The following is an 18,837-nucleotide window of genomic DNA, read 5'->3' as shown; positions in this document are numbered from 1 at the left end:
GCTTTGACCTGGGCCGATATCTTCCAGCGTGGCGGGCCGTATCTGGCGCGCGGGGCCGAGGATCTGGTGCCCACCGCGCAGCTGCTGGACACCTACAGCCCCGAAATCTTCTGCATGATCCGCAACAACTACGAGATCGAGCCGGTCATCCGCGCATCCCAGGGCGGCTACAACGGGCACTCCATCGACATGGAGATCGAAGCGACGTCCGGGTTGAGCGCACTTCTGAACCCACTCTCCGCGCCGGTCCTGATTGCCTCGCTGGTGGGTGGGCTGGCCGGGCTGGTCGGCGGGGCGCCGAACCCCTACACCTGGCCGGAGAATCTGCCGCGGGTGAACGCCCGCGGTGGACCCGGGGGTGCGCCCGGCTGTTGGCAGAAGATCACCCGTCACTTGTGGCCCGCACCCGAATTGGTGATGGACACCGGCAACAGCATCGCGCCCTACAACCACATCGACACCGGTTCGCCCTATGCGATGGAGTACGTGTGGGGCCGTCAGGTCGGCGACAACACGATCAACCCGTAAGCACCGGTTAGCAGCGAACCGCGCGCGATGAGTTTGGGCACACTGCCAGGTCGGTCTCTTAGAGAACCAACCGAAGGGAGTTGTGTGCATGTCCATCGAGCATGTCTTGGCCGTTGTTCCGGTGACCGACTTGGAGAGGAGTCGACGCTGGTACGAATCACTATTTGGACGGGAACCCGATAACAATCCAATGCCGAATCTCGTTGAGTGGCAGGTAGTTCCGGGTGGATGGGTGCAGGTGTTCGTCGACGAGGAACGCGCTGGCTCGACGTTGGTCAACTTCGCTGTCGAGGATCTGGAAGCCGAAATCGATGCGTTGAAACAACGGGGTCATCAGCCAGGCGAAATCGTCGACGCAAACAAGGGGGTGCGGTTGTCGACGATTACCGACCCTGATTCGAACACGATTCGGCTTATTGGCGGCTTCCGGGTCCGATACTGACCCGTTGAGCGCGCCCGAAGGGATTCGAACCCCCAACCTTCTGATCCGTAGTCAGATGCTCTATCCGTTGAGCTACGGGCGCCTGTCTTCAGTTGTCTTGCCAAAACTTCTCAGCGGAGGCGAGAGGATTTGAACCTCCGGTCCCCTTGAAGGGGGACAACTCATTAGCAGTGAGCCCCATTCGGCCGCTCTGGCACGCCTCCATTGGACTTTCTGAGGTTACCCGACCCCTTCCCGGTGTCCCGGAACCGCCGGAGGCATAGCGTACACAGCGCCGACATATGCTGTCGAAGTGACTGCCCGCCTACGGCCGGAGCTGGCCGGGCTGCCAGTTTATGTTCCTGGTAAGACGGTGCCGGGCGCCATCAAACTGGCCAGCAACGAAACCGTTTACGGCCCACTGCCCAGCGTGCGCGCGGCCATCGAGCGAGCCACCGACATCGTCAACCGCTATCCCGACAACGGCTGCGTCCAGCTCAAGGCCGCGCTGGCCGCGCACCTGGGTTCGGATTTCGCGCCAGAACACGTCGCCGTCGGATGCGGTTCGGTCAGCCTGTGCCAGCAACTCGTTCAAATCACCGCCGCGGCCGGCGACGAAGTCATCTACGGGTGGCGCAGCTTCGAGCTGTACCCGCCGCTGGTCCAGGTCTCCGGCGCGACCGCCATCCAGGTGCCGTTGACCGACCACACCTTCGACCTCTACGCCATGCTCGCCGCGGTCACCGAACGCACCCGGCTGATCTTCGTCTGCAACCCCAACAATCCGACGTCCACCGTCGTCGACCCGGACGCTTTGTCGCGATTCATTCAGGCCGTCCCGCCGCACATCCTGATCGCCATCGACGAGGCCTACGTCGAGTACATCCGCGACGGCATGGCGCCGGACAGCCTGGATCTGGTCCGGGCCTACAGCAATGTCGTTGTGCTGCGGACCTTTTCGAAGGCATACGGGCTGGCGGGTTTGCGCATCGGCTACGCGGTCGGCCACCCCGACCTGATCACCGCGCTCGACAAGGTCTACGTGCCGTTCACCGTGTCCAGCCTCGGGCAGGCCGCCGCCATCGCGTCGTTGGCCGCCGCCGACGAGTTGTTGGCGCGCACCGACGCGCTGGTCGCCGAACGCACCCGCGTCGCCGCGGCCTTGCGCGACGCCGGCTTCACGCTGCCGCCGACCCAGGCCAACTTCGTCTGGCTGCCGCTGGGGCCCCGAACGTTGGATTTCGTCAAGCAGGCCGCCGACGCGCGCATCGTGGTCCGCCCGTACGGGACGGACGGCGTCCGGGTCACCATCGGGGCGCCGGAGGAGAACGACGCGCTGCTGCGATTCGCCCGCGAATGGATCACCCAAACCGAACCGGAGGAGTGAGCAATGACCTTGGCCCGCAAGAAGTTCACCGAGCTCAAGGAGCGCGGCGATCGGATCGCCGATGCCGAGCTCGACGATTTCTGGGCGACCCTAGAGCCGGCGACGATCGACGGCATGATCGGCGAATGGAAGGGCGGCGAGTTCGTCACCGGCCACAAGATGAACGGCCAACTGGAGAAGGCCGGTTGGTTCGGCAAGACGTTCACATCGGCCAGTGACGTGCAGCCGCTGGTGTGCCTCGACGCCGACGGCAACAAGTTCTCGAACAAGGCGATGGGCAAGGGCGAGGCGAGCCTGTGGCTGGAGGACTTCCGCGGCGAGGTCACCGCGACGATGGTCTATGACGGCCAACCCGTGCACGACCACTTCAAGAAGATCGACGACGACGCGGTCATGGGCATCATGAACGGCAAGGGTGTGCTGGATGACGGCCGCTACTACTACTTCTACCTAGAGCGGGTGTAGGCCTTTCGCCGAGCGTGCGTCTGGCCGCACGTTCGAGGCCGAGCGTGCGTCTGGCCGCACGTTCGGCAGAGCTACTTAGCGGGCCGGGTTGCGGCCGGTGAACGCGACCAGCCGCTCCAGGGCGCCGGCGTCTTCCGGCACGTCAACCGGGTCGTCGAATCCGGCGCTGCCGCGTAGCTCCGGCCTGATGACGCGGCGCGCCAACCCCAACACGTATTCGGCCAGCGGCTCGGGGGCGTCGACGGGGTGGCCGACCGCGACGGCGTAATCCCAAGCGTGGACCAGGAATTCGAGCGACAGGATGGCGCACGCGCCCTTGGCCGGCATTTCGCCGTTGCCGAACGGCACGGTGCCCTCCAGGCCGTGGCGATGCCAGGCATCGAGGGCGGGGCGGGCGGCGGCGACGATCTGGCGTTCCACCGAATCGCTTTCGTCGCGCTCGGGGATCTTCGCACCCACCATGCCGCCGAGGGCGGTGATCGAGTTCAGCAGGTGCCCGGTCAGCTGCGCGACGTCGTACTCGGTGCACGGCGTCTGTCGCGACACGTCGTCGGCGGCAATGGTGTGAACAACTCGCTGCAGAACCGCGAGCGTGTCCTCGGCGCTGTGCAGCTCGTCAGTGGGCGGGGAATGCGGGCCGGGTCGCAAATCACTGGGCATATTTGCCACGCTACGGTCTCGATATGGGCGAAACATACGAATCCGTCACCGTCGAGACGAAAGACCACGTCGCTCAGGTGACATTGATCGGGCCGGGCAAGGGCAACGCGATGGGGCCCGCGTTCTGGTCGGAGATGCCGGAGGTGTTCGCGGCGCTGGACGCCGACCGTGACGTGCGGGCCATCGTCATCACCGGATCAGGCAAGAACTTCAGCTACGGCCTGGACCTGCCCGCGATGGGCGGATCGTTCGCTCCGCTGCTGGCGGACGGCGCGCTGGCCCGCCCGCGCGCGGATTTCCACGCCGAGATCCGGCGCATGCAGAACGCGATCACCGCCGTCGCCGACTGCCGGACCCCCACCATCGCGTCGGTGCACGGCTGGTGCATCGGCGGCGGCGTCGACCTCATTTCGGCGGTCGACATCCGCTACGCCAGCGCCGACGCCAAGTTCTCCGTGCGGGAGGTCAAGTTGGCCATCGTCGCCGACGTCGGCAGCCTCGCCCGCCTGCCGCTGATCTTGAACGACGGGCACCTGCGCGAACTCGCGCTGACCGGCAAGGACATCGACGCGGCCCGCGCGGAGAAGATCGGCCTGGTCAACGACGTATATGCGGACGCCGAGGCCACCCTGGCGGCCGCGCACGCGACCGCCGCCGAGATCGCCGCCAACCCGCCGTTGACCGTGCACGGCGTCAAGGACGTCCTCGACCAGCAACGCGTCGCGGCGGTGTCGGAGAGCCTGCGCTACGTCGCCGCCTGGAACGCGGCGTTCCTGCCCTCGAAGGATCTGACCGAAGGGATCTCGGCGACGTTCGCCAAGCGCCCGCCGCAGTTCACCGGGGAGTAGGAGTGACCCCGGACGGAAGGATCCGGGTCCCGGCCGACCTGGACGCCGTGACGACGATCGGCGACGAAGACCACTCGGGCGTCGGCGATGCCGCCGTGGAACGGATCTGGCGGGCCGCGCGGCACTGGTATCAGGCCGGCTTTCACCCCGCGATCCAACTGTGCATCCGGCACCGCGGCCGCGTCGTGCTCGACCGCGCGATCGGTCACGGCTGGGGCAACGCACCCACCGACCCGCCCGACGCCGAGAAGATCGCCGCCACGACGGACACGCCGTTCTGCGTGTACTCGGCGGCCAAGGGCATCACCGCAACCGTGGTGCACATGCTCGTCGAGCAGGGCCATTTCTCGCTCGACGACCGCGTCTGCGAGTACCTCCCGAGCTACACCAGCCACGGCAAACACCGCACTACGATCCGGCACGTGCTGACCCACAGCGCGGGCGTCCCCTTCCCCACCGGGCCGCGGCCGGACCTGCGCCGCACCGACGACCACGAGTACGCCCAGGAGCAGCTCGCCAAGCTCAGGCCGCTGTATCGGCCGGGACTGGTGCACATCTACCACGCGCTGACCTGGGGTCCGCTGATGCGCGAGATCGTCTACGCCGCCACCGGCAAGGACATCCGCGAAATTCTGGCCGCCGAGATCCTCGATCCGCTGGGCTTCCGCTGGACCAACTTCGGCGTCGCCAAGCAGGACATTCCCTTGGTCGCGCCCAGCCATGCGACCGGCAAGCCGCTGCCGCCGCCGGTCGCGGCGATCTTCCGCAAGGCGATCGGCGGAAGCGTGCACGAGATCATTCCGTACACCAATACCCCGGCGTTCTTGACCACCGTCGTCCCGTCCTCCAACACCATCTCGACCGCCAACGAGTTGTCACGCTTCGCCGAGATATGGCGCCGCGGCGGTGAACTCGACGGCGTGCGGATAATCAGCCCGGAGCGGATGTATGCCGCGGTGCAGGAGTGCCGGCGGCTGCGGCCGGATTTCGCGGTCGGTCTGCACCCGGCCCGTTGGGGCACGGGATTCATGCTGGGCACCAACAGGTTTGGGCCGTTCGGTCGCAATGCACCGGCCGCGTTCGGGAACCTCGGCCTGGCCAACATCGCGATCTGGGCCGACCCGCAGCGCGCGCTGGCCGCCGGCGTGATCAGCAGCGGCAAACCCGGCCGCGATCCCGAAGTTCGGCGCTACACCGCCCTGATGGACACCATCGCCGCCGAAATCCCGACCGGTTAGGCCCCGCCGCGGTGGGAACACTGCGGAACATGGCTACTTACCGTGTGCTGAACCCGACCGGAGAAGTCGTCGCGACGAAGGACATCGAAAGCGCCGGCGACGCGCACGCGTGGTTCGTCGACGCCAAGGCCGACAACTCCGAACTCGGCTGGCGAATGGAAGTCGAGCGCGACGGCGATTGGCATTTCTTCGACGACTCCGAGGGCGAGGAGAGCTAAACCGGTTTTGCGCCGCACAGTTGCGGGCAACCAAATACGCATGCATTCCGACCGCTTCCGTCAGCTATTGGACAGTCCGGGGCCATTCGCGTCCGTCTACTTCGACGATTCGCACGACACCCACGACGCCGAGGCTCAGCTCGAGCTGAAGTGGCGCGCACTGCGCGAACAGCTCGAACAGCAGGGCGCCGACGCCGCGGTCACCGAGCAGATCGGACACGCGGTGATGGATCTGCGCGCGCCGATCGGGCGCAGCGGCCGCGCCGTGGTGGCCGACGCCACCGGCGTCGTCCTCAACGAGCACCTGGTGCGACCCACCGCCGAAACCGTCGTGCGCGTCTCCGAGTTGCCCTACATCGTCCCGATCATCGAGCTCGGCTACGAGGACCCGGACTACCTGTTGGTGGTCGTCGATCACGCCGGCGCGGACATCACCACCCACATCGACGGGACCCTGCGCTCCGAAACGGTCGACGGCGGTGGCTATCCCGTGCACAAAGCCGCCAGCGCCGAGACGGCGGGCTACGGCGATCCGCAATTGCGCAGCGACGAAGCCGCCCGAAAGAACGTGCGGGCAATCGCCGATCGGGTCAGCGAGATCGTCGACCACACCGGCGTCGACGCGATCTTCGTAGTGGGTGAGGTGCGGTCGCGTTCGGATCTGGCAGCGTCGCTGCCGGAGCGGATGCGGCCTACTCCGCTGCAAGTCGGCGCGCGCCACAGCGGCCACGACTTCGACGAAATCCAACGCGCGATCGAAGCCGAGTTCGCCAAGCGGCAGTTGAACGTGATCGACGATGCCGCACAGCGTTTCACCGCCGAGGTGGGCCGGCAATCGGGGCTGGCCGCGGAGGGGCTGGGCGCCGTGTGCTCGGCGCTGCGTCAGGGAGCCGTCGACACCATGATCATCGGCGACATCGACGACGCGACGGTGGTTGCCGACGAAGCGCTGACCGCCGTCGCCCCGAACGCCGACGTGCTGTCCGAGCAGGGCGCCGCTCCCGCGAAGACGCTGCGGGCCGACGAGGCGCTGCCGCTGTTGGCGATTTCCGTTGGGGCGTCGCTGGTTCGCACCGACGAGCGCATCGCCCCGGCCGACGGCATCGGAGCGGTGCTTCGCTACGCGCCGACACTGCACGAATCCGCCCGCTGACCCGCGGTGGCGGAGGGATTTGAACCCCCGGACGGGTTTAGCCGTCTCTCGCTTTCAAGGCGAGTGCATTAGGCCGCTCTGCCACGCCACCGCTGATAAGGGTAGCCGGGGTCGGTAGCGTGGCCCGCATGCGCGCAATCGTCGCTGAATCCGCCGACAAACTGCACTGGCAAGAAGTGCCCGACGCGTCCGCCGGCCCCGGCGAGGTACTGGTCAAGGTCACCGCGGCCGGCGTCAACCGGGCCGACGTGCTGCAGGCCGCGGGTAAGTACCCGCCGCCGCCCGGGGCCAGCGAGATCATCGGCATGGAGGTGTCCGGCGTCGTCTCGGAAGTCGGCGCCGATGTCACGGAATGGTCTGTTGGACAAGAGGTTTGCGCGTTGCTGGCCGGCGGCGGCTACGCCGAATACGTCGCCGTTCCGGCCGGTCAGGTGATGCCGATCCCAAAGGGTGTTGACCTGGTTGACGCCGCCGGGCTGCCCGAGGTGGCGTGCACGGTGTGGTCCAACCTCGTGATGATCGCTCACCTCGGTGCGGGCCAGCTGCTGCTGATGCACGGCGGGGCCAGCGGCATCGGAACGCACGCGATCCAGGTCGCGCGGGCACTGGGCGCGCACGTCGCCGTCACGGCCGGGTCCGCGGAGAAGCTCGATTTCTGTCGGGGCCTGGGCGCCGAGATCACCATCAACTACCGCGACGAGGACTTCGTGGCGCGGCTGCGCGAGGAGACCGACGGCGCCGACGTGATCTTCGACATCATGGGCGCCGCCTACCTGGACCGCAATATCGACGCCCTGGCCACCGACGGACAGCTGGTCATCATCGGCATGCAGGGCGGGGTGAAGGGCGAGCTCAACATCGGCAAGCTCCTGATGAAGCGGGCCCGGGTCATCGGCACCACGCTGCGGGCCCGCCCGGTAAGCGGCCCGAACAGCAAGACCGAGATCGTGCAGGCGGTGACGGCCTCGGTGTGGCCGATGATCGCCGAGGGCCGGGTCCGGCCGATCATCGGCGCGCGCATGCCCATCGAGCGGGCCGGTGACGCGCACCAAGAGCTGGTATCGAGCAAGGTGACCGGAAAGATCGTGCTGACGGTCTGACGAGCGAGCCGTCGAGTGTGCGCCCAGGGCTCCCGCTGTGCAGGGTGGGCGCCGTCACTGCACACTCAACGCAAAGGGAGGGCCTAGCCCTTAGCCCAGCGACGCCAGGGCCCGTACCAGCTGGTCGACCTCGGCCATCGTCGAGTAGTGCGCCAGCCCCACCGTCACGGCGCCGCCAACCTCGTTGGCGCCCAGCGCTTCGAGCACGCGCGAATTCTCATTGGACACCGCGAGGATTCCGTTGTCCGCCAAGCGCTGCACCACCCGCTCGGCGGGCACGCCGTGCAGCGCGAAACTGACCACCGGTATCCGCGACTCCGGCCGGCCGATCAGCATCATCAACGGCAACGACCGCAGCGACACCATCAGGTAGTCGAAGATGCGGTTCAGATACGAGGTTGCCGACTGCATCGACATCGACAGGCGCTCGCGCCGGGTGCCGCGAGCCGACTCGTCGAGCGCCGCGAGGTACTCGATGCTGGCGACCACGCCGCCGAGCAGACCGAACTGATGCGCGCCGACCTCGAGCCGCGCCGGACCGGTGGCGTGGGGGTCGGTCGAGACCGAGCCGAAGGTGTGGATCAGCGCCGGATCGCGGAACACGAGCGCCCCGATCGGCGGCCCGCCCCACCCGACGGCGTTGACCGCCACCACGTCGGCCTCGGTTTCCCTGACGTCGAGCAGCCGGTACGGCGCGGCGGCGGAATGGTCGAGTACAACCAGCCCACCGACGTCGTGGATCAGCTTGGTCATCGCCCGCAGATCGGTGACCGTGCCCAGCGTTCCCGATGCCGACGTCACGGCGACCAGCCTGGTGGACTTGCCGATCAGGCCCTCCCACTGCCACGTCGGCAGCTCACCGGTCTCGATGTCCACCTCGGCCCACTTCACCTTGGCGCCGTAGCGGTGCGCCGCGCGCAGCCACGGGGCGATGTTCGCCTCGTCGTCGAGGCGGCTGACGATCACCTCGTAGCCGAGCCCGGCCCGCGACGACGACGCTTCGGCCAGCGAGGACAACAGGATCGCGCGATCGGCGCCGAGGACCACGCCCGCCGGGTCAGCGTTGAGCAGATCGGCCACCGCGGCGCGCGCGGCCTCCAGGACGGCGGCGCTGCGCTGCGCCGAGGGATGCGCACCCAGGGTACTGGCGGCCGACCTCCGGAAGGCCGTGGAGACGGTCGTCGCAACGGAATCGGGAATCAGCATTCCGGCCGGCGCGTCGAAGTGCACCCATCCGTCACCCAGCGACGGATGTAGTCCGCGCACTCGGGCGACGTCGTAAGCCATGCCAGCCACCTTAGAGCTTCCGCATTTCCGCGAAATTGTGACGGTAGCGGGTGGCCGAGAGGCGTTCCAGCCGAACGGCGGCTTGGCGAGCCAGGTCACCCGGGCAGCCATACTAGTCGAGTGGGGCTCTGGATCGGAACGCTGCTCGCACTGTTCTTGCTGATCACGCCCGGGACGATCGTCGCACGCATCACTCAGCTAACTTGGCCGGTCGCTATCGCGGTGGGTCCGGCACTGACATACGGCGTTGTAGCGGTGGCGATAATCCCCTTCGGCGCGCTCGGAATCCCTTGGAACGGTTGGACTGCGCTCGCCGCGCTGGTTGTCGTGTGCCTCGTGATGACGGGTTTGCAGCTGCTACTCGCTCGCTACCGCGACACCGAGGCCGAGGCGCGCGCCGTCCGCGGCTGGCCGGCGTTGACGGTGGCCGCCGGCGTGCTGCTGGGCGCCCTGCTGGTCATGTGGGCGGCCCACCGCGGCCTGGCCGCGCACTGGCAGACCATCCCCAGCACCTGGGACGCCGTCTGGCATGCCAACGAGGTGCGCTACATGCTCGACACCGGCCAGGCGTCGTCCACCCACATGGGAGAGCTGCGCAACGTCGAGACACACCAGGCGCTGTATTACCCGTCGGTGTTCCACGCCCTGACCGCGGTGTTCTGCCAGCTCACCGGCGCGGCACCGACCACCGGCTACACCCTGAACTCGGTGGCGGCCTCGGTCTGGCTGTTTCCGACCAGCGCGGCGATGCTGACCTGGCATCTGCTTCGGCCGCGCACCACCATCTGGCGCACCGCGGGGGTTTCGGCGACGGCGGCCGCGTTGTCGGCGTCGTTCACCTCGGTGCCCTACGTCGAGTTCGGTGTCGCGGCGATGCCCAACCTGGCCGCCTACGGGGTCGCGATCCCGACGTTCGTCCTGATCACCTCGACGCTGCGGCACCGCGACCGCATCCCGACGGCGGTGCTGGCGCTGGTGGGCGTCCTGTCGGTGCATCTAACGGGCGGGTTCATCGTGATCCTGTTCCTGTTGGCGTGGTGGCTGTTGGACGTCTGGTGGCATCCGGTGCGCGGCCGGCTCGCCGACGTGCTGATCCTGGCCGCCGTGGCGGTGCCGACCGCGGCGATCCTGGCGCCGCAGTTCATCGGCGTGCTCCGGCAGGCCGACATCATCGCCGGGCACGCATTCCCCAGCTTCAAGAGCGCGAAGCAGGGCGTCATCGACGCGCTGCTCCTGCACACACGTCACCTCAACGACTTCCCGACCCAATACGGCCTGATCGTGCTCATGTACGCCGGCCTGGCGATCCTGCTGTACAAGAAAATCTGGTGGCCGCCGGTGGTTTGGCTGGTGCTGACCGTCGCGACGATCTACTCCGGGGCGCCGTTTCACAACGCGGCGGGCGCCGCCATCGAAGCGTTCAGCCAGTTCTTCTACAACGATCCGCGACGGCTCACGGCCGTGGTGTCCATGCTGGCGACGCCGATGGCGGCCATCGCCTTGTTCGCGGCGGTCATGCTGGTGGTCGCGGGCGCCAAACGGGTCACCGAGCGGTTCAAACGTCTGCCGGCGCCGGTGTGGGTCTCGGCGACCGCGGTGCTGCTGGCGGTGTCGACCGTGGTCATCGCGCGGCACTACTTCTATCGGCATCTGGTGCTGTTCGGCGACAAATACGACTCGGTGATGATCGACCAGCGCGACCTGATGGCGATGGCTTACCTGGCCAACCAGCCGGGCGCACGCGACACCGTGATCGGCGACTCGAACGTCGACGGCACCGCGTGGATGTACGCGGTGGCCGACCTGCACCCGCTGTGGACCCACTACGACTTTCCCCAGCAGACCGGCCCCGGCTATTACCGCTACATCTTCTGGACCTCCGCGCGCAAAGGCGACGACGATCCGAAGGTGGTAGAGGCGATTAAGGCCCTCAATATCAGGTACATACTGACTAGCACGCCCAACGTGCGAGGGTTCGCCACACCCGACGGACTAATGTCTCTAGAGAAATCGAAGTCGTGGGCGCTGATCTACGACAACGGTGGGGCAAAGATCTACGAATGGCGCGGAAACACCGCCGCGACGCCCCACCCCTAGACGCAACAAGAGGATGGTGACGGATTGAGTAACGGCAACGACGGCCGAGACGACGATGGCATCGAAATCATCGGCGGCGTCGATCCCCGAATCATGGCGATACGCGAGGCGGACGACGACGACGCCGACGGACGCTCCCTGACCGACCTGGTCGAGCAGCCCGCCAAGGTGATGCGGATCGGCACCATGATCAAGCAACTGCTCGAGGAGGTGCGTGCCGCACCGCTCGACGACGCCAGCCGTAACCGGCTGCGTGAGATCCACGCCACCAGCATCCGCGAGCTCGAAGACGGCCTGGCACCCGAACTGCGCGAGGAACTCGACCGGCTCACCCTGCCGTTCAACGAGGACGCCGCGCCGTCGGACGCCGAGCTGCGCATCGCCCAGGCACAACTCGTCGGCTGGCTGGAGGGCCTGTTCCACGGCATCCAGACCGCGCTGTTCGCCCAGCAGATGGCGGCCCGCGCGCAGCTGGAGCAGATGCGCCACAGCGCGCTGCCACCGGGCATCAGCAAGTCGGGCCACGGGCCCGGCTCGGGCACCGGGCAATACCTGTAGGCCGACTTAAGTAGCTGATGGTGGCGGGTTCGGGACCTCACATCGAGACTCAGAGCGCGTGGGTGGAATTCCCCATCTTCGACGCCAAGTCGCGCTCCTTGAAGAAGGCCTTCCTGGGCAAGGCGGGCGGCACGATCGGACGCAACAACTCCAATGTCGTCGTCGTCGAGGCGTTGCGCGACATCACCATGTCGCTTGAGCTGGGCGACCGGGTCGGACTGGTCGGTCATAACGGGGCCGGGAAATCGACTCTGCTGCGCCTACTTTCGGGCATCTACGAACCCACCCGCGGCTGGGCCAAGGTCACCGGACGAGTGGCGCCGGTCTTCGACCTCGGCGTCGGCATGGACCCGGAGATCTCCGGCTACGAGAACATCATCATCCGCGGCCTGTTCCTGGGGCAGAGCCGTAAATACATGCTGAGCAAGGTCGACGAGATCGCCGAGTTCACCGAGCTCGGCGACTACCTGTCGATGCCGCTGCGCACTTATTCCACCGGCATGCGGGTGCGGCTGGCGATGGGCGTGGTCACCAGCATCGACCCGGAGATCCTGCTGCTCGACGAGGGCATCGGCGCCATCGACGCCGACTTCCTGAAGAAGGCCCAGTCGCGGTTGCAGGGCCTGGTGGAGCGTTCCGGAATCCTGGTGTTCGCCAGCCATTCCACCGAATTCCTGGCCCGGCTGTGCAAGACGGCGATGTGGATCGACCACGGCGTCATCAGGCAGACGGGTGGTATCGAGGAGGTGGTGCGCGCCTACGAGGGCGAAGAGGCGGCGCGCCACGTCCGCGAGGTGCTGGCCGAAACCGCCGGACAATCATGAGTGAGTCCGTCTTCGCCGTCGTGGTCACCCACCGACGACCCGACGAGCTGGCCAAGTCGCTGGACGCGCTGAGCACACAGACCCGGTTGCCCGATCACCTCATCGTGGTCGACAACGACGGGTCCGAAGACGGGCGGGTCAGCGATCTCGTTGCCGCCCAACCGATTTCGACGACATATCTCGGTTCACGCCGAAACCTCGGCGGCGCAGGCGGTTTCGCGCTCGGCATGCTGCACGCGCTGGCGCAGGGCGCGGGCTGGGTGTGGCTGGCCGACGACGACGGGCGTCCGCAGGATTCCCGCGTCCTGGCGACGCTGCTCGCCTGCGCCGAGAAGTACGGGCTGGCCGAGGTCTCGCCGATGGTCTGCAACTCCGACGACCCGCAGCGGCTGGCGTTCCCGTTGCGGCGCGGCCTGGTGTGGCGCAGGTATGCAAGCGAATTGCGCACCGAAGCGGGCCAGGATCTGCTGCGCGGCATCGCGTCGCTGTTCAACGGCGCACTGTTCCGGGCGTCCACCCTGGAAGCGATCGGGGTGCCGGACATGCGGCTGTTCATCCGCGGTGACGAGGTGGAATTGCACCGCCGGCTGGTTCGGTCCGGTCTGCCGTTCGGCACCTGCCTGGAGGCGGTCTACCTGCACCCCTGCGGATCCGAGGAGTTCCGGCCCATCCTGGGCGGACGGATGCACACGCAGTATCCCGACAACCCCACCAAGCGGTTCTTCACCTACCGCAACCGCGGCTACCTGCTGTCGCAACCGGGTCTGCGCAGGCTGCAGGCCCAGGAGTGGCTGCGGTTCGGCTGGTTCTTCCTGGTCAGCCGCCGCGATCCCAAGGGCCTACTGGAGTGGATTCGGTTGCGCCGCTTGGGACGTCGCGAGCAATTCGGCCAGCCGGAAGGATCGTGATGAGTTTCCTCGACGCCGCGACTCAGTCCCGGACATTGACCCGCGCCCGCGCCGATCTGGTCGACGGCTTTCGCCGTCACGAGCTGTGGCTGCACCTGGGCTGGCAGGACATCAAGCAGCGCTACCGCCGCTCGGTGCTGGGGCCGTTTTGGATCACCATCGCGACCGGCACCACGGCCGTCGCCATGGGTGGGCTGTACTCCAAACTGTTTCACCTACAGCTGGCGGTGCACCTGCCCTACGTCACGCTCGGGTTGATCATCTGGAACCTGATCAACGCCGCCATCCTGGAGGGCGCCGACGTCTTCGTCGCCAACGAGGGCCTGATCAAACAGCTGCCGACGCCGTTGAGCGTGCACGTCTACCGGCTGGTGTGGCGCCAGATCATCTTGTTCGCCCACAACATCGTCATCTACGTCGTGATCGCGATCATCTTCCCCAAGCCGTGGTCGTGGGCCGACTTGTCGGTGATCCCGGCGCTGGGGCTGATCGTGCTCAACTGCATATGGGTGTCGTTGTGCTTCGGCATCCTGGCGACCCGCTACCGCGACATCGGTCCGCTGCTGTTTTCCATCGTGCAGCTGCTGTTCTTCATGACGCCGATCATCTGGAACGAAGACACCCTGCGGCAGCAGGGGGTCGGACGCTGGTCGAGAATCGTCGAACTCAACCCGTTGCTGCACTATCTGGACATCGTTCGTGCGCCGCTGCTGGGCGCCCCCCAGGAGGTGCGGCACTGGCTGGTGGTGCTGGCGCTGACGGCCGTCGGCTGGGTGCTGGCGGCATTGGCGATGCGGCAATACCGCGCCCGGGTGCCCTACTGGGTGTGACGAGGGGACGGGGCGAAATGCATGAGTCGCGGTTGAAGGGCGGCGCGCGTCGGGCCGCACTCATAGCAGGCGCAGTGTTTGGCGTCGCGATGCTGAGCCCTGGAGCAGCAGGCGCCGACGGACCGGTTCAGTTGAGAAGCCGACTGGGCGATGCGTGTCTGGACGCCCCGAACGACAGTTGGTTCACCCCGGTGGTGGTCAACCCCTGCAATGGGGCCGACACCCAGCGCTGGAACCTCAACGGCGACGGGCGAATCGAGAGTGCGGCCTTCCCCGGACGATGCCTCAATGTGCCGGAGTCCAGCCTGTCGCTGCGCCTCCTGGCCTGTTGGAACAGCCAGCGTTGGACCATCCAGCCCGACGGCCGGATCACGGCCCTTCTTGGTGGCTGCCTCACGGTCCTCGGCGGTCCGGGCCCGGGGACCTGGGTGGGTCCCCGCATTTGCAACGGCTCGCCCGAGCAGGGGTGGGATAGCGTCCCGTAACCGAGCCGGCCGGTCGCTTCAAGAATCTTTTGAGGATCCGACAAGGCCGGCGCACGACGCTAACCGTCGTGCAAATTCCTGATATCACCAGCGCCGACGGGGTGCATGTCGCCGTCATGCATCGTGCCGACGCGCCCGTCGGCCGGACGGCGCGGTTCCACATGCGCAAGATGTTCGACGACCTCCCGTGCTGTTATCGCTCGTGGGCGAACCAGGGAAAGCGCTACTTCCTGCACGGCTACGAGCGGACGTTCGAAGTCGAGTTCGCTTGCGCGGAAACCGAACCCGAAACCTTGGTGGTGGACCCGGGTGCCGTCCGGGTGATCCGGGCGGCGCTGCGATACCAGTTCGACCACACCACGTTGATCGCCGCGGACGACCCGCAGCGTGCGCTGTTCGAGCTGCTGGCCGAGCGGGGCGTCATCGATCTGCGCATCATGGACGACACGGGCATGGAGGGCTCGGCGGCCTGGGTGTTCGACACCGCCGAGCGGATCGTCGGGCTGGCGACCGGGGGCCGGGTCTGGGTGTCGCGGATAAAGGCACGCGAGCGCCGCAACCACGTCGTCACGCTGACAGCGGGACCGGTGTGAACCTCACAGCAACCCGTTCGCCGACGGCGCGAATGGGTATGCACGTGTACAACTAAATAGATGTGCTTGCCTGATACCGGTGACGGGCGGGCGCTTGGTGGTGTAACACTGATACGCCACGAATCGGATTCACGGCGCGTGAGTGATCAGCAAACGGCGACCCGGGACGTCGGGGCGAAAGGTGGGCGGACGTGACAAAGAAAGCCCAATCAGTGGCCGATGCCGCGCGGGAGAACCTGGCCGCTGAGCTGGATCGGCTGCGGCAGCGTCGCGATCGCCTCGAGGTCGAGGTCAAGAACGACCGCGGCATGGTCGGCGACCACGGGGACGCGGCCGAGGCGATACAGCGCGCGGACGAACTGGTCGTGCTGGGTGACCGGATCAACGAGCTGGACCGGCGATTGCGCACCGGGCCGTCGCAGTCCGGAGAGGCCGAAACGCTGCCCGGCGGCACCGAGGTGACGCTGCGCTTCCCCGACGGCGAAGTCGTGACGATGCATGTGATCTCCATCGTCGAGGAGACCCCGGCCGGCCGTGAAGCCGAGACGCTGACCGCCCGCAGCCCATTGGGACAGGCGCTGGCCGGACACAAACCGGGCGACACCGTGACCTACTCGACGCCCCAAGGGGAAAACCAGGTCGAGCTGATCGCGGTGAAGTTACCTAAATAGCCCATGCCCGAGCTCGCGCCGCCACAGCTCAGCCTGACGACGCAGATATGGCGTTTCGTCGTCACCGGCGGGCTGGCCGGGATCGTCGACTTCAGCCTCTACCTGGTGCTTTACCAGGTGATCGGCATCCAGGTCGACCTGTCCAAAGCCACCAGTTTCGTTGTCGGCACCATCACCGCGTACCTGATCAACCGCCGTTGGACGTTTCAGGCGTCACCGAGCACCGCCCGGTTCGTCGCGGTCATGGTTCTCTACGGCATCACCTTTGCCGTGCAGGTCGGGCTCAACCACCTGTGCCTTGCCTTGCTGCACTATCGCGGCTGGGCGATACCCGTCGCGTTCGTGATCGCGCAGGGAACCGCGACGGTGATCAACTTCGTCGTGCAGCGAGCCGTTATCTTCCGCATCCGCTGAGCCAGCCGGCCAAGCGGTACCCTCTTTGACGATGTTCACCACCAAACGCCTGACGGGCTGGGGTCGCACCGCTCCCTCCGTCGCGACGGTGCTTTCCACCGGGGACGCCGAGGAGATCGCCAAGGCCGTGGCCAACACGGGCGACCGCGGCGTGATCGCCCGCGGCCTGGGCCGTTCCTACGGCGACAACGCGCAAAACGGTGGCGGTCTGGTGATCGACATGACGCCACTCAACCGCATCCACTCGATCAGCGCCGACACCCGGCTGGTCGACGCCGACGCCGGGGTCAACCTGGACCAGCTGATGAAGGCGGCGCTGCCGTTCGGGTTGTGGGTGCCGGTGCTGCCGGGAACCCGGCAGGTCACCATCGGCGGGGCAATCGCCTGCGACATCCACGGCAAGAACCATCACAGCGCGGGCAGCTTCGGCAATCACGTTCGGTCGATGGACCTCCTCATGGCCGACGGCACCATCCGCACGGTCACCCCCGACGGGGAGGATGCCGAGCTGTTCTGGGCCACCGTGGGAGGCAACGGCCTGACCGGTATCGTGTTACGCGCCACCATCGAGATGACTCCGACCGAGACTGCGTACTTCATCGCCGACGGCGACGTCACCGGAAGCCTCGAGGAAACCATCGCGTTTCACAGCGACGGCAGCGAGGCCAACTACACCTATTCCAGCGCCTGGTTCGATGCCATCAGTGCGCCACCCAAGTTGGGGCGGGCGGTGATATCGAGGGGTTCACTTGCGACCCTGGACCAGCTCCCGCCGAAGCTGCGCAAGAACCCGCTGAAATTCGATGCGCCGCAGTACTTCACGACACCCGACATCTTTCCCAGCGGGCTTGGTAACAAGCTGATCTTCGGTACGGCGACCCGGCTGTGGTACCGCACGGGCGGCACCTACCGGGGCAAGGCCCAAAACCTGACGCAGTTCTATCACCCGCTCGACATGGTCGGCGAGTGGAACCGGGCCTACGGCTCCGCCGGCTTCGGCCAATACCAATTCGTCGTGCCCACAACCGCGGTCGAGGAATTCAAGGCCATACTCCGCGACATCCAGAAGTCTGGGCACTACTCGTTCCTCAACGTGTTCAAACTGTTCGGACCGGGCAATCAAGCGCCGCTGAGCTTCCCGATTCCCGGGTGGAACGTCTGCGTCGACTTCCAGGTCAAGCCCGGGCTCAACGAGTTCCTCAACGAACTCGACCGCCGGGTGCTGGAGTTCGGCGGGCGGGTCTACACCGCCAAGGACTCCCGCGCCACCGCGGAAACCTTTCACGCCATGTATCCGCGCATCGACGAGTGGATCGCCGTGCGCCGCAAGGTAGATCCGCTGGGGGTCTTCGCCTCCGACATGGCCCGACGTTTGGAGCTGCTCTAAATGGTGCTCGACGCGGTAGGCAATCCGCAGACCATCCTGCTGCTCGGCGGCACGTCCGAGATCGGGCTCGCCATCTGCGAGCGCTACCTGCAGAACGCGCACGCGCGCATCGTGTTGGCCGCCATGCCCGACGACCCGGGCCGCGACGACGCGGTGGCCCAGATGAAGGCCGCGGGCGCGCGGTCTGTGGAGTTGATCGATTTCGAGGCCACCGACACCGACAGCCACCCCAAGATGATCGAGCAGGCCTTCTCGGGCGGCGATGTGGACGTGGCCATCGTCGCGTTCGGTTTGCTCGGCGACGCGGAAGAACTGTGGCAGAACCAGCGCAAGGCGGTGCAGATCGCCGAAATCAACTACACCGCAGCGGTTTCGGTGGGCGTCCTTTTGGCCGAGAAGATGCGCGCCCAGGGCTTCGGCCAAATCATCGCGATGAGCACCGTGGCCGGCGAACGGGTGCGGCGATCCAACTTCGTCTACGGCTCCACCAAAGCGGGCCTGGACGGCTTCTACCTGGGCTTATCAGAAGCATTGCGCGAGTACGGAGTTCGCGTCCTGGTGATCCGTCCCGGCCAGGTGCGAACCCGGATGAGCGCGCACATCAAGGAAGCCCCGCTGACCGTCGACAAGGAATATGTCGCCAACCTCGCGGTGACCTCGGCCGCCAAAGGTAAGGAATTGGTTTGGGCGCCAGCAGCATTCAGGTACGTGATGATGGTGTTGCGACACATCCCGCGGAGCGTCTTCCGCAAGCTGCCAATCTGA

The 18,837-nt window shown here is 66.7% G+C and carries 22 protein-coding genes and 3 tRNA genes; 20 read left to right on the top strand and 5 right to left on the bottom strand.

Annotation, left to right across the window (positions count from 1 at the left end):
• Together A5747_RS20100 and A5747_RS20095 are read left to right on the top strand one after the other, a co-directional pair.
• Positions 1–528 (top strand): MCE family protein (locus A5747_RS20100; protein ID WP_076127551.1); only part of this gene is annotated, 528 nt, incomplete at its 5' end.
• An 88-nt stretch (positions 529–616) separates the two neighbouring features.
• Positions 617–970, top strand: coding sequence for a VOC family protein (locus A5747_RS20095; RefSeq protein WP_076127537.1), 354 nt, complete (start codon positions 617–619; stop codon positions 968–970).
• A 9-nt stretch (positions 971–979) separates the two neighbouring features.
• Here A5747_RS20095 and A5747_RS20090 read toward each other — a convergent pair.
• Positions 980–1,052, bottom strand: a tRNA-Arg gene (locus A5747_RS20090).
• A 32-nt stretch (positions 1,053–1,084) separates the two neighbouring features.
• Positions 1,085–1,173: transfer RNA gene (locus A5747_RS20085), tRNA-Ser, on the bottom strand.
• An 89-nt stretch (positions 1,174–1,262) separates the two neighbouring features.
• Between A5747_RS20085 and A5747_RS20080 the strand changes: the two genes are divergently transcribed.
• Together A5747_RS20080 and A5747_RS20075 are read left to right on the top strand one after the other, a co-directional pair.
• A complete protein-coding gene (locus A5747_RS20080) occupies positions 1,263–2,336 on the top strand; it encodes a pyridoxal phosphate-dependent aminotransferase (protein ID WP_076127534.1) in 1,074 nt (357 codons plus the stop codon).
• A gap of 3 nt (positions 2,337–2,339) precedes the next feature.
• Entirely contained in the window at positions 2,340–2,801 is a 462-nt protein-coding gene (locus tag A5747_RS20075) for a DUF4334 domain-containing protein (protein WP_076127531.1), read from the top strand.
• 75 nt (positions 2,802–2,876) lie between these two features.
• Here the strand turns inward: A5747_RS20075 and A5747_RS20070 are convergent, their stop codons facing one another.
• Positions 2,877–3,461: a TIGR03086 family metal-binding protein gene (locus tag A5747_RS20070; RefSeq protein ID WP_198938227.1), complete on the bottom strand. Its 585-nt coding sequence runs from the start codon at positions 3,459–3,461 to the stop codon at positions 2,877–2,879.
• A gap of 23 nt (positions 3,462–3,484) precedes the next feature.
• Here A5747_RS20070 and A5747_RS20065 point away from each other — a divergent pair, with 23 nt between their 5' ends.
• Genes A5747_RS20065 through A5747_RS20050 form a run of 4 tightly spaced genes read left to right on the top strand, consistent with a single transcriptional unit; the run spans position 3,485 to position 6,918 of the window.
• Entirely contained in the window at positions 3,485–4,309 is an 825-nt protein-coding gene (locus A5747_RS20065; protein ID WP_076127527.1) for a crotonase/enoyl-CoA hydratase family protein, read from the top strand.
• 2 nt (positions 4,310–4,311) lie between these two features.
• The gene (lipE, locus tag A5747_RS20060; RefSeq protein ID WP_076127524.1) at positions 4,312–5,547 is read left to right on the top strand and encodes a lipase LipE; all 1,236 of its coding nucleotides are present in this window, start codon (positions 4,312–4,314) and stop codon (positions 5,545–5,547) included.
• 29 nt (positions 5,548–5,576) lie between these two features.
• On the top strand, positions 5,577–5,765 hold the full coding sequence (locus tag A5747_RS20055; protein WP_076127548.1) for a hypothetical protein: 189 nt from the start codon (positions 5,577–5,579) through the stop codon (positions 5,763–5,765).
• A gap of 40 nt (positions 5,766–5,805) precedes the next feature.
• Entirely contained in the window at positions 5,806–6,918 is a 1,113-nt protein-coding gene (locus A5747_RS20050; protein WP_076127521.1) for a hypothetical protein, read from the top strand.
• Between the two features lie 4 nt (positions 6,919–6,922).
• Here A5747_RS20050 and A5747_RS20045 read toward each other — a convergent pair.
• A tRNA-Ser gene (locus tag A5747_RS20045) sits at positions 6,923–7,009 on the bottom strand.
• Between the two features lie 37 nt (positions 7,010–7,046).
• Between A5747_RS20045 and A5747_RS20040 the strand changes: the two genes are divergently transcribed.
• Positions 7,047–8,018, top strand: coding sequence for an NAD(P)H-quinone oxidoreductase (locus tag A5747_RS20040; protein WP_076127518.1), 972 nt, complete (start codon positions 7,047–7,049; stop codon positions 8,016–8,018).
• 90 nt (positions 8,019–8,108) lie between these two features.
• On the opposite strand, the gene A5747_RS20035 is transcribed toward A5747_RS20040, so the two are convergent.
• Positions 8,109–9,305 (bottom strand): cysteine desulfurase-like protein, encoded by a 1,197-nt coding sequence (locus A5747_RS20035; protein ID WP_076127516.1) that lies wholly within the window; start codon positions 9,303–9,305, stop codon positions 8,109–8,111.
• Positions 9,306–9,425: 120 nt separating this feature from the next.
• Here A5747_RS20035 and A5747_RS20030 point away from each other — a divergent pair, with 120 nt between their 5' ends.
• From A5747_RS20030 to A5747_RS19980, 11 genes are all read left to right on the top strand, one after another.
• On the top strand, positions 9,426–11,402 hold the full coding sequence (locus A5747_RS20030) for a DUF6541 family protein (protein ID WP_076127513.1): 1,977 nt from the start codon (positions 9,426–9,428) through the stop codon (positions 11,400–11,402).
• 93 nt (positions 11,403–11,495) lie between these two features.
• Positions 11,496–11,960, top strand: a complete 465-nt coding sequence (locus A5747_RS20025) for a bacterial proteasome activator family protein (protein ID WP_083667485.1) — start codon at positions 11,496–11,498, stop codon at positions 11,958–11,960.
• Between the two features lie 17 nt (positions 11,961–11,977).
• Positions 11,978–12,784, top strand: coding sequence for an ABC transporter ATP-binding protein (locus tag A5747_RS20020; RefSeq protein ID WP_076127507.1), 807 nt, complete (start codon positions 11,978–11,980; stop codon positions 12,782–12,784).
• Positions 12,781–13,692 (top strand): glycosyltransferase, encoded by a 912-nt coding sequence (locus A5747_RS20015; protein WP_076127504.1) that lies wholly within the window; start codon positions 12,781–12,783, stop codon positions 13,690–13,692. Before A5747_RS20020 ends, A5747_RS20015 begins: the two co-directional genes overlap by 4 nt.
• Entirely contained in the window at positions 13,692–14,522 is an 831-nt protein-coding gene (locus A5747_RS20010; RefSeq protein ID WP_076127502.1) for an ABC transporter permease, read from the top strand. Before A5747_RS20015 ends, A5747_RS20010 begins: the two co-directional genes overlap by 1 nt.
• A 17-nt stretch (positions 14,523–14,539) precedes the next feature.
• Positions 14,540–15,007, top strand: a complete 468-nt coding sequence (locus A5747_RS20005; RefSeq protein ID WP_076127546.1) for an RICIN domain-containing protein — start codon at positions 14,540–14,542, stop codon at positions 15,005–15,007.
• Positions 15,008–15,075: 68 nt separating this feature from the next.
• Positions 15,076–15,600: a 6-carboxytetrahydropterin synthase gene (locus A5747_RS20000; RefSeq protein WP_083700559.1), complete on the top strand. Its 525-nt coding sequence runs from the start codon at positions 15,076–15,078 to the stop codon at positions 15,598–15,600.
• A 191-nt stretch (positions 15,601–15,791) separates the two neighbouring features.
• On the top strand, positions 15,792–16,271 hold the full coding sequence (locus A5747_RS19995; RefSeq protein ID WP_076127499.1) for a GreA/GreB family elongation factor: 480 nt from the start codon (positions 15,792–15,794) through the stop codon (positions 16,269–16,271).
• Between the two features lie 3 nt (positions 16,272–16,274).
• Positions 16,275–16,685 carry a GtrA family protein gene (locus A5747_RS19990; protein WP_076127496.1) on the top strand — a complete coding sequence of 137 codons (411 nt, stop codon included), beginning with the start codon at positions 16,275–16,277 and terminating at the stop codon, positions 16,683–16,685.
• Positions 16,686–16,716: 31 nt separating this feature from the next.
• Positions 16,717–18,072, top strand: a complete 1,356-nt coding sequence (locus A5747_RS19985; protein ID WP_076127493.1) for an FAD-binding oxidoreductase — start codon at positions 16,717–16,719, stop codon at positions 18,070–18,072.
• Positions 18,073–18,837: a decaprenylphospho-beta-D-erythro-pentofuranosid-2-ulose 2-reductase gene (locus A5747_RS19980; protein ID WP_076127491.1), complete on the top strand. Its 765-nt coding sequence runs from the start codon at positions 18,073–18,075 to the stop codon at positions 18,835–18,837.

The sequence above is a fragment of the Mycobacterium sp. IS-836 genome, from assembly GCF_001954275.1.
Lineage (GTDB): Bacteria > Actinomycetota > Actinomycetes > Mycobacteriales > Mycobacteriaceae > Mycobacterium.
The sequence above is the reverse complement of the archived record's forward strand: the minus strand, read 5'-3'. Positions and strand labels throughout refer to the sequence as shown.

Bases quoted from the DNA above. Each gene is read 5' to 3' on its own strand.
- A5747_RS20020 (WP_076127507.1), top strand. From the start codon at position 11,978: ATGGTGGCGGGTTCGGGACCTCACATCGAGACTCAGAGCGCGTGGGTG.
- A5747_RS20010 (WP_076127502.1), top strand. From the start codon at position 13,692: ATGAGTTTCCTCGACGCCGCGACTCAGTCCCGGACATTGACCCGCGCC.
- A5747_RS20075 (WP_076127531.1), top strand. From the start codon at position 2,340: ATGACCTTGGCCCGCAAGAAGTTCACCGAGCTCAAGGAGCGCGGCGAT.
- A5747_RS20065 (WP_076127527.1), top strand. From the start codon at position 3,485: ATGGGCGAAACATACGAATCCGTCACCGTCGAGACGAAAGACCACGTC.
- A5747_RS20040 (WP_076127518.1), top strand. From the start codon at position 7,047: ATGCGCGCAATCGTCGCTGAATCCGCCGACAAACTGCACTGGCAAGAA.
- A5747_RS20035 (WP_076127516.1), bottom strand. From the start codon at position 9,305: ATGGCTTACGACGTCGCCCGAGTGCGCGGACTACATCCGTCGCTGGGT.
- A5747_RS20050 (WP_076127521.1), top strand. From the start codon at position 5,806: ATGCATTCCGACCGCTTCCGTCAGCTATTGGACAGTCCGGGGCCATTC.
- A5747_RS20025 (WP_083667485.1), top strand. From the start codon at position 11,496: ATGGCGATACGCGAGGCGGACGACGACGACGCCGACGGACGCTCCCTG.
- A5747_RS19985 (WP_076127493.1), top strand. From the start codon at position 16,717: ATGTTCACCACCAAACGCCTGACGGGCTGGGGTCGCACCGCTCCCTCC.
- A5747_RS20070 (WP_198938227.1), bottom strand. From the start codon at position 3,461: ATGCCCAGTGATTTGCGACCCGGCCCGCATTCCCCGCCCACTGACGAG.
- A5747_RS19980 (WP_076127491.1), top strand. From the start codon at position 18,073: ATGGTGCTCGACGCGGTAGGCAATCCGCAGACCATCCTGCTGCTCGGC.
- A5747_RS20015 (WP_076127504.1), top strand. From the start codon at position 12,781: ATGAGTGAGTCCGTCTTCGCCGTCGTGGTCACCCACCGACGACCCGAC.
- A5747_RS19990 (WP_076127496.1), top strand. From the start codon at position 16,275: ATGCCCGAGCTCGCGCCGCCACAGCTCAGCCTGACGACGCAGATATGG.
- A5747_RS20005 (WP_076127546.1), top strand. From the start codon at position 14,540: ATGCATGAGTCGCGGTTGAAGGGCGGCGCGCGTCGGGCCGCACTCATA.
- A5747_RS20095 (WP_076127537.1), top strand. From the start codon at position 617: ATGTCCATCGAGCATGTCTTGGCCGTTGTTCCGGTGACCGACTTGGAG.
- A5747_RS20055 (WP_076127548.1), top strand. From the start codon at position 5,577: ATGGCTACTTACCGTGTGCTGAACCCGACCGGAGAAGTCGTCGCGACG.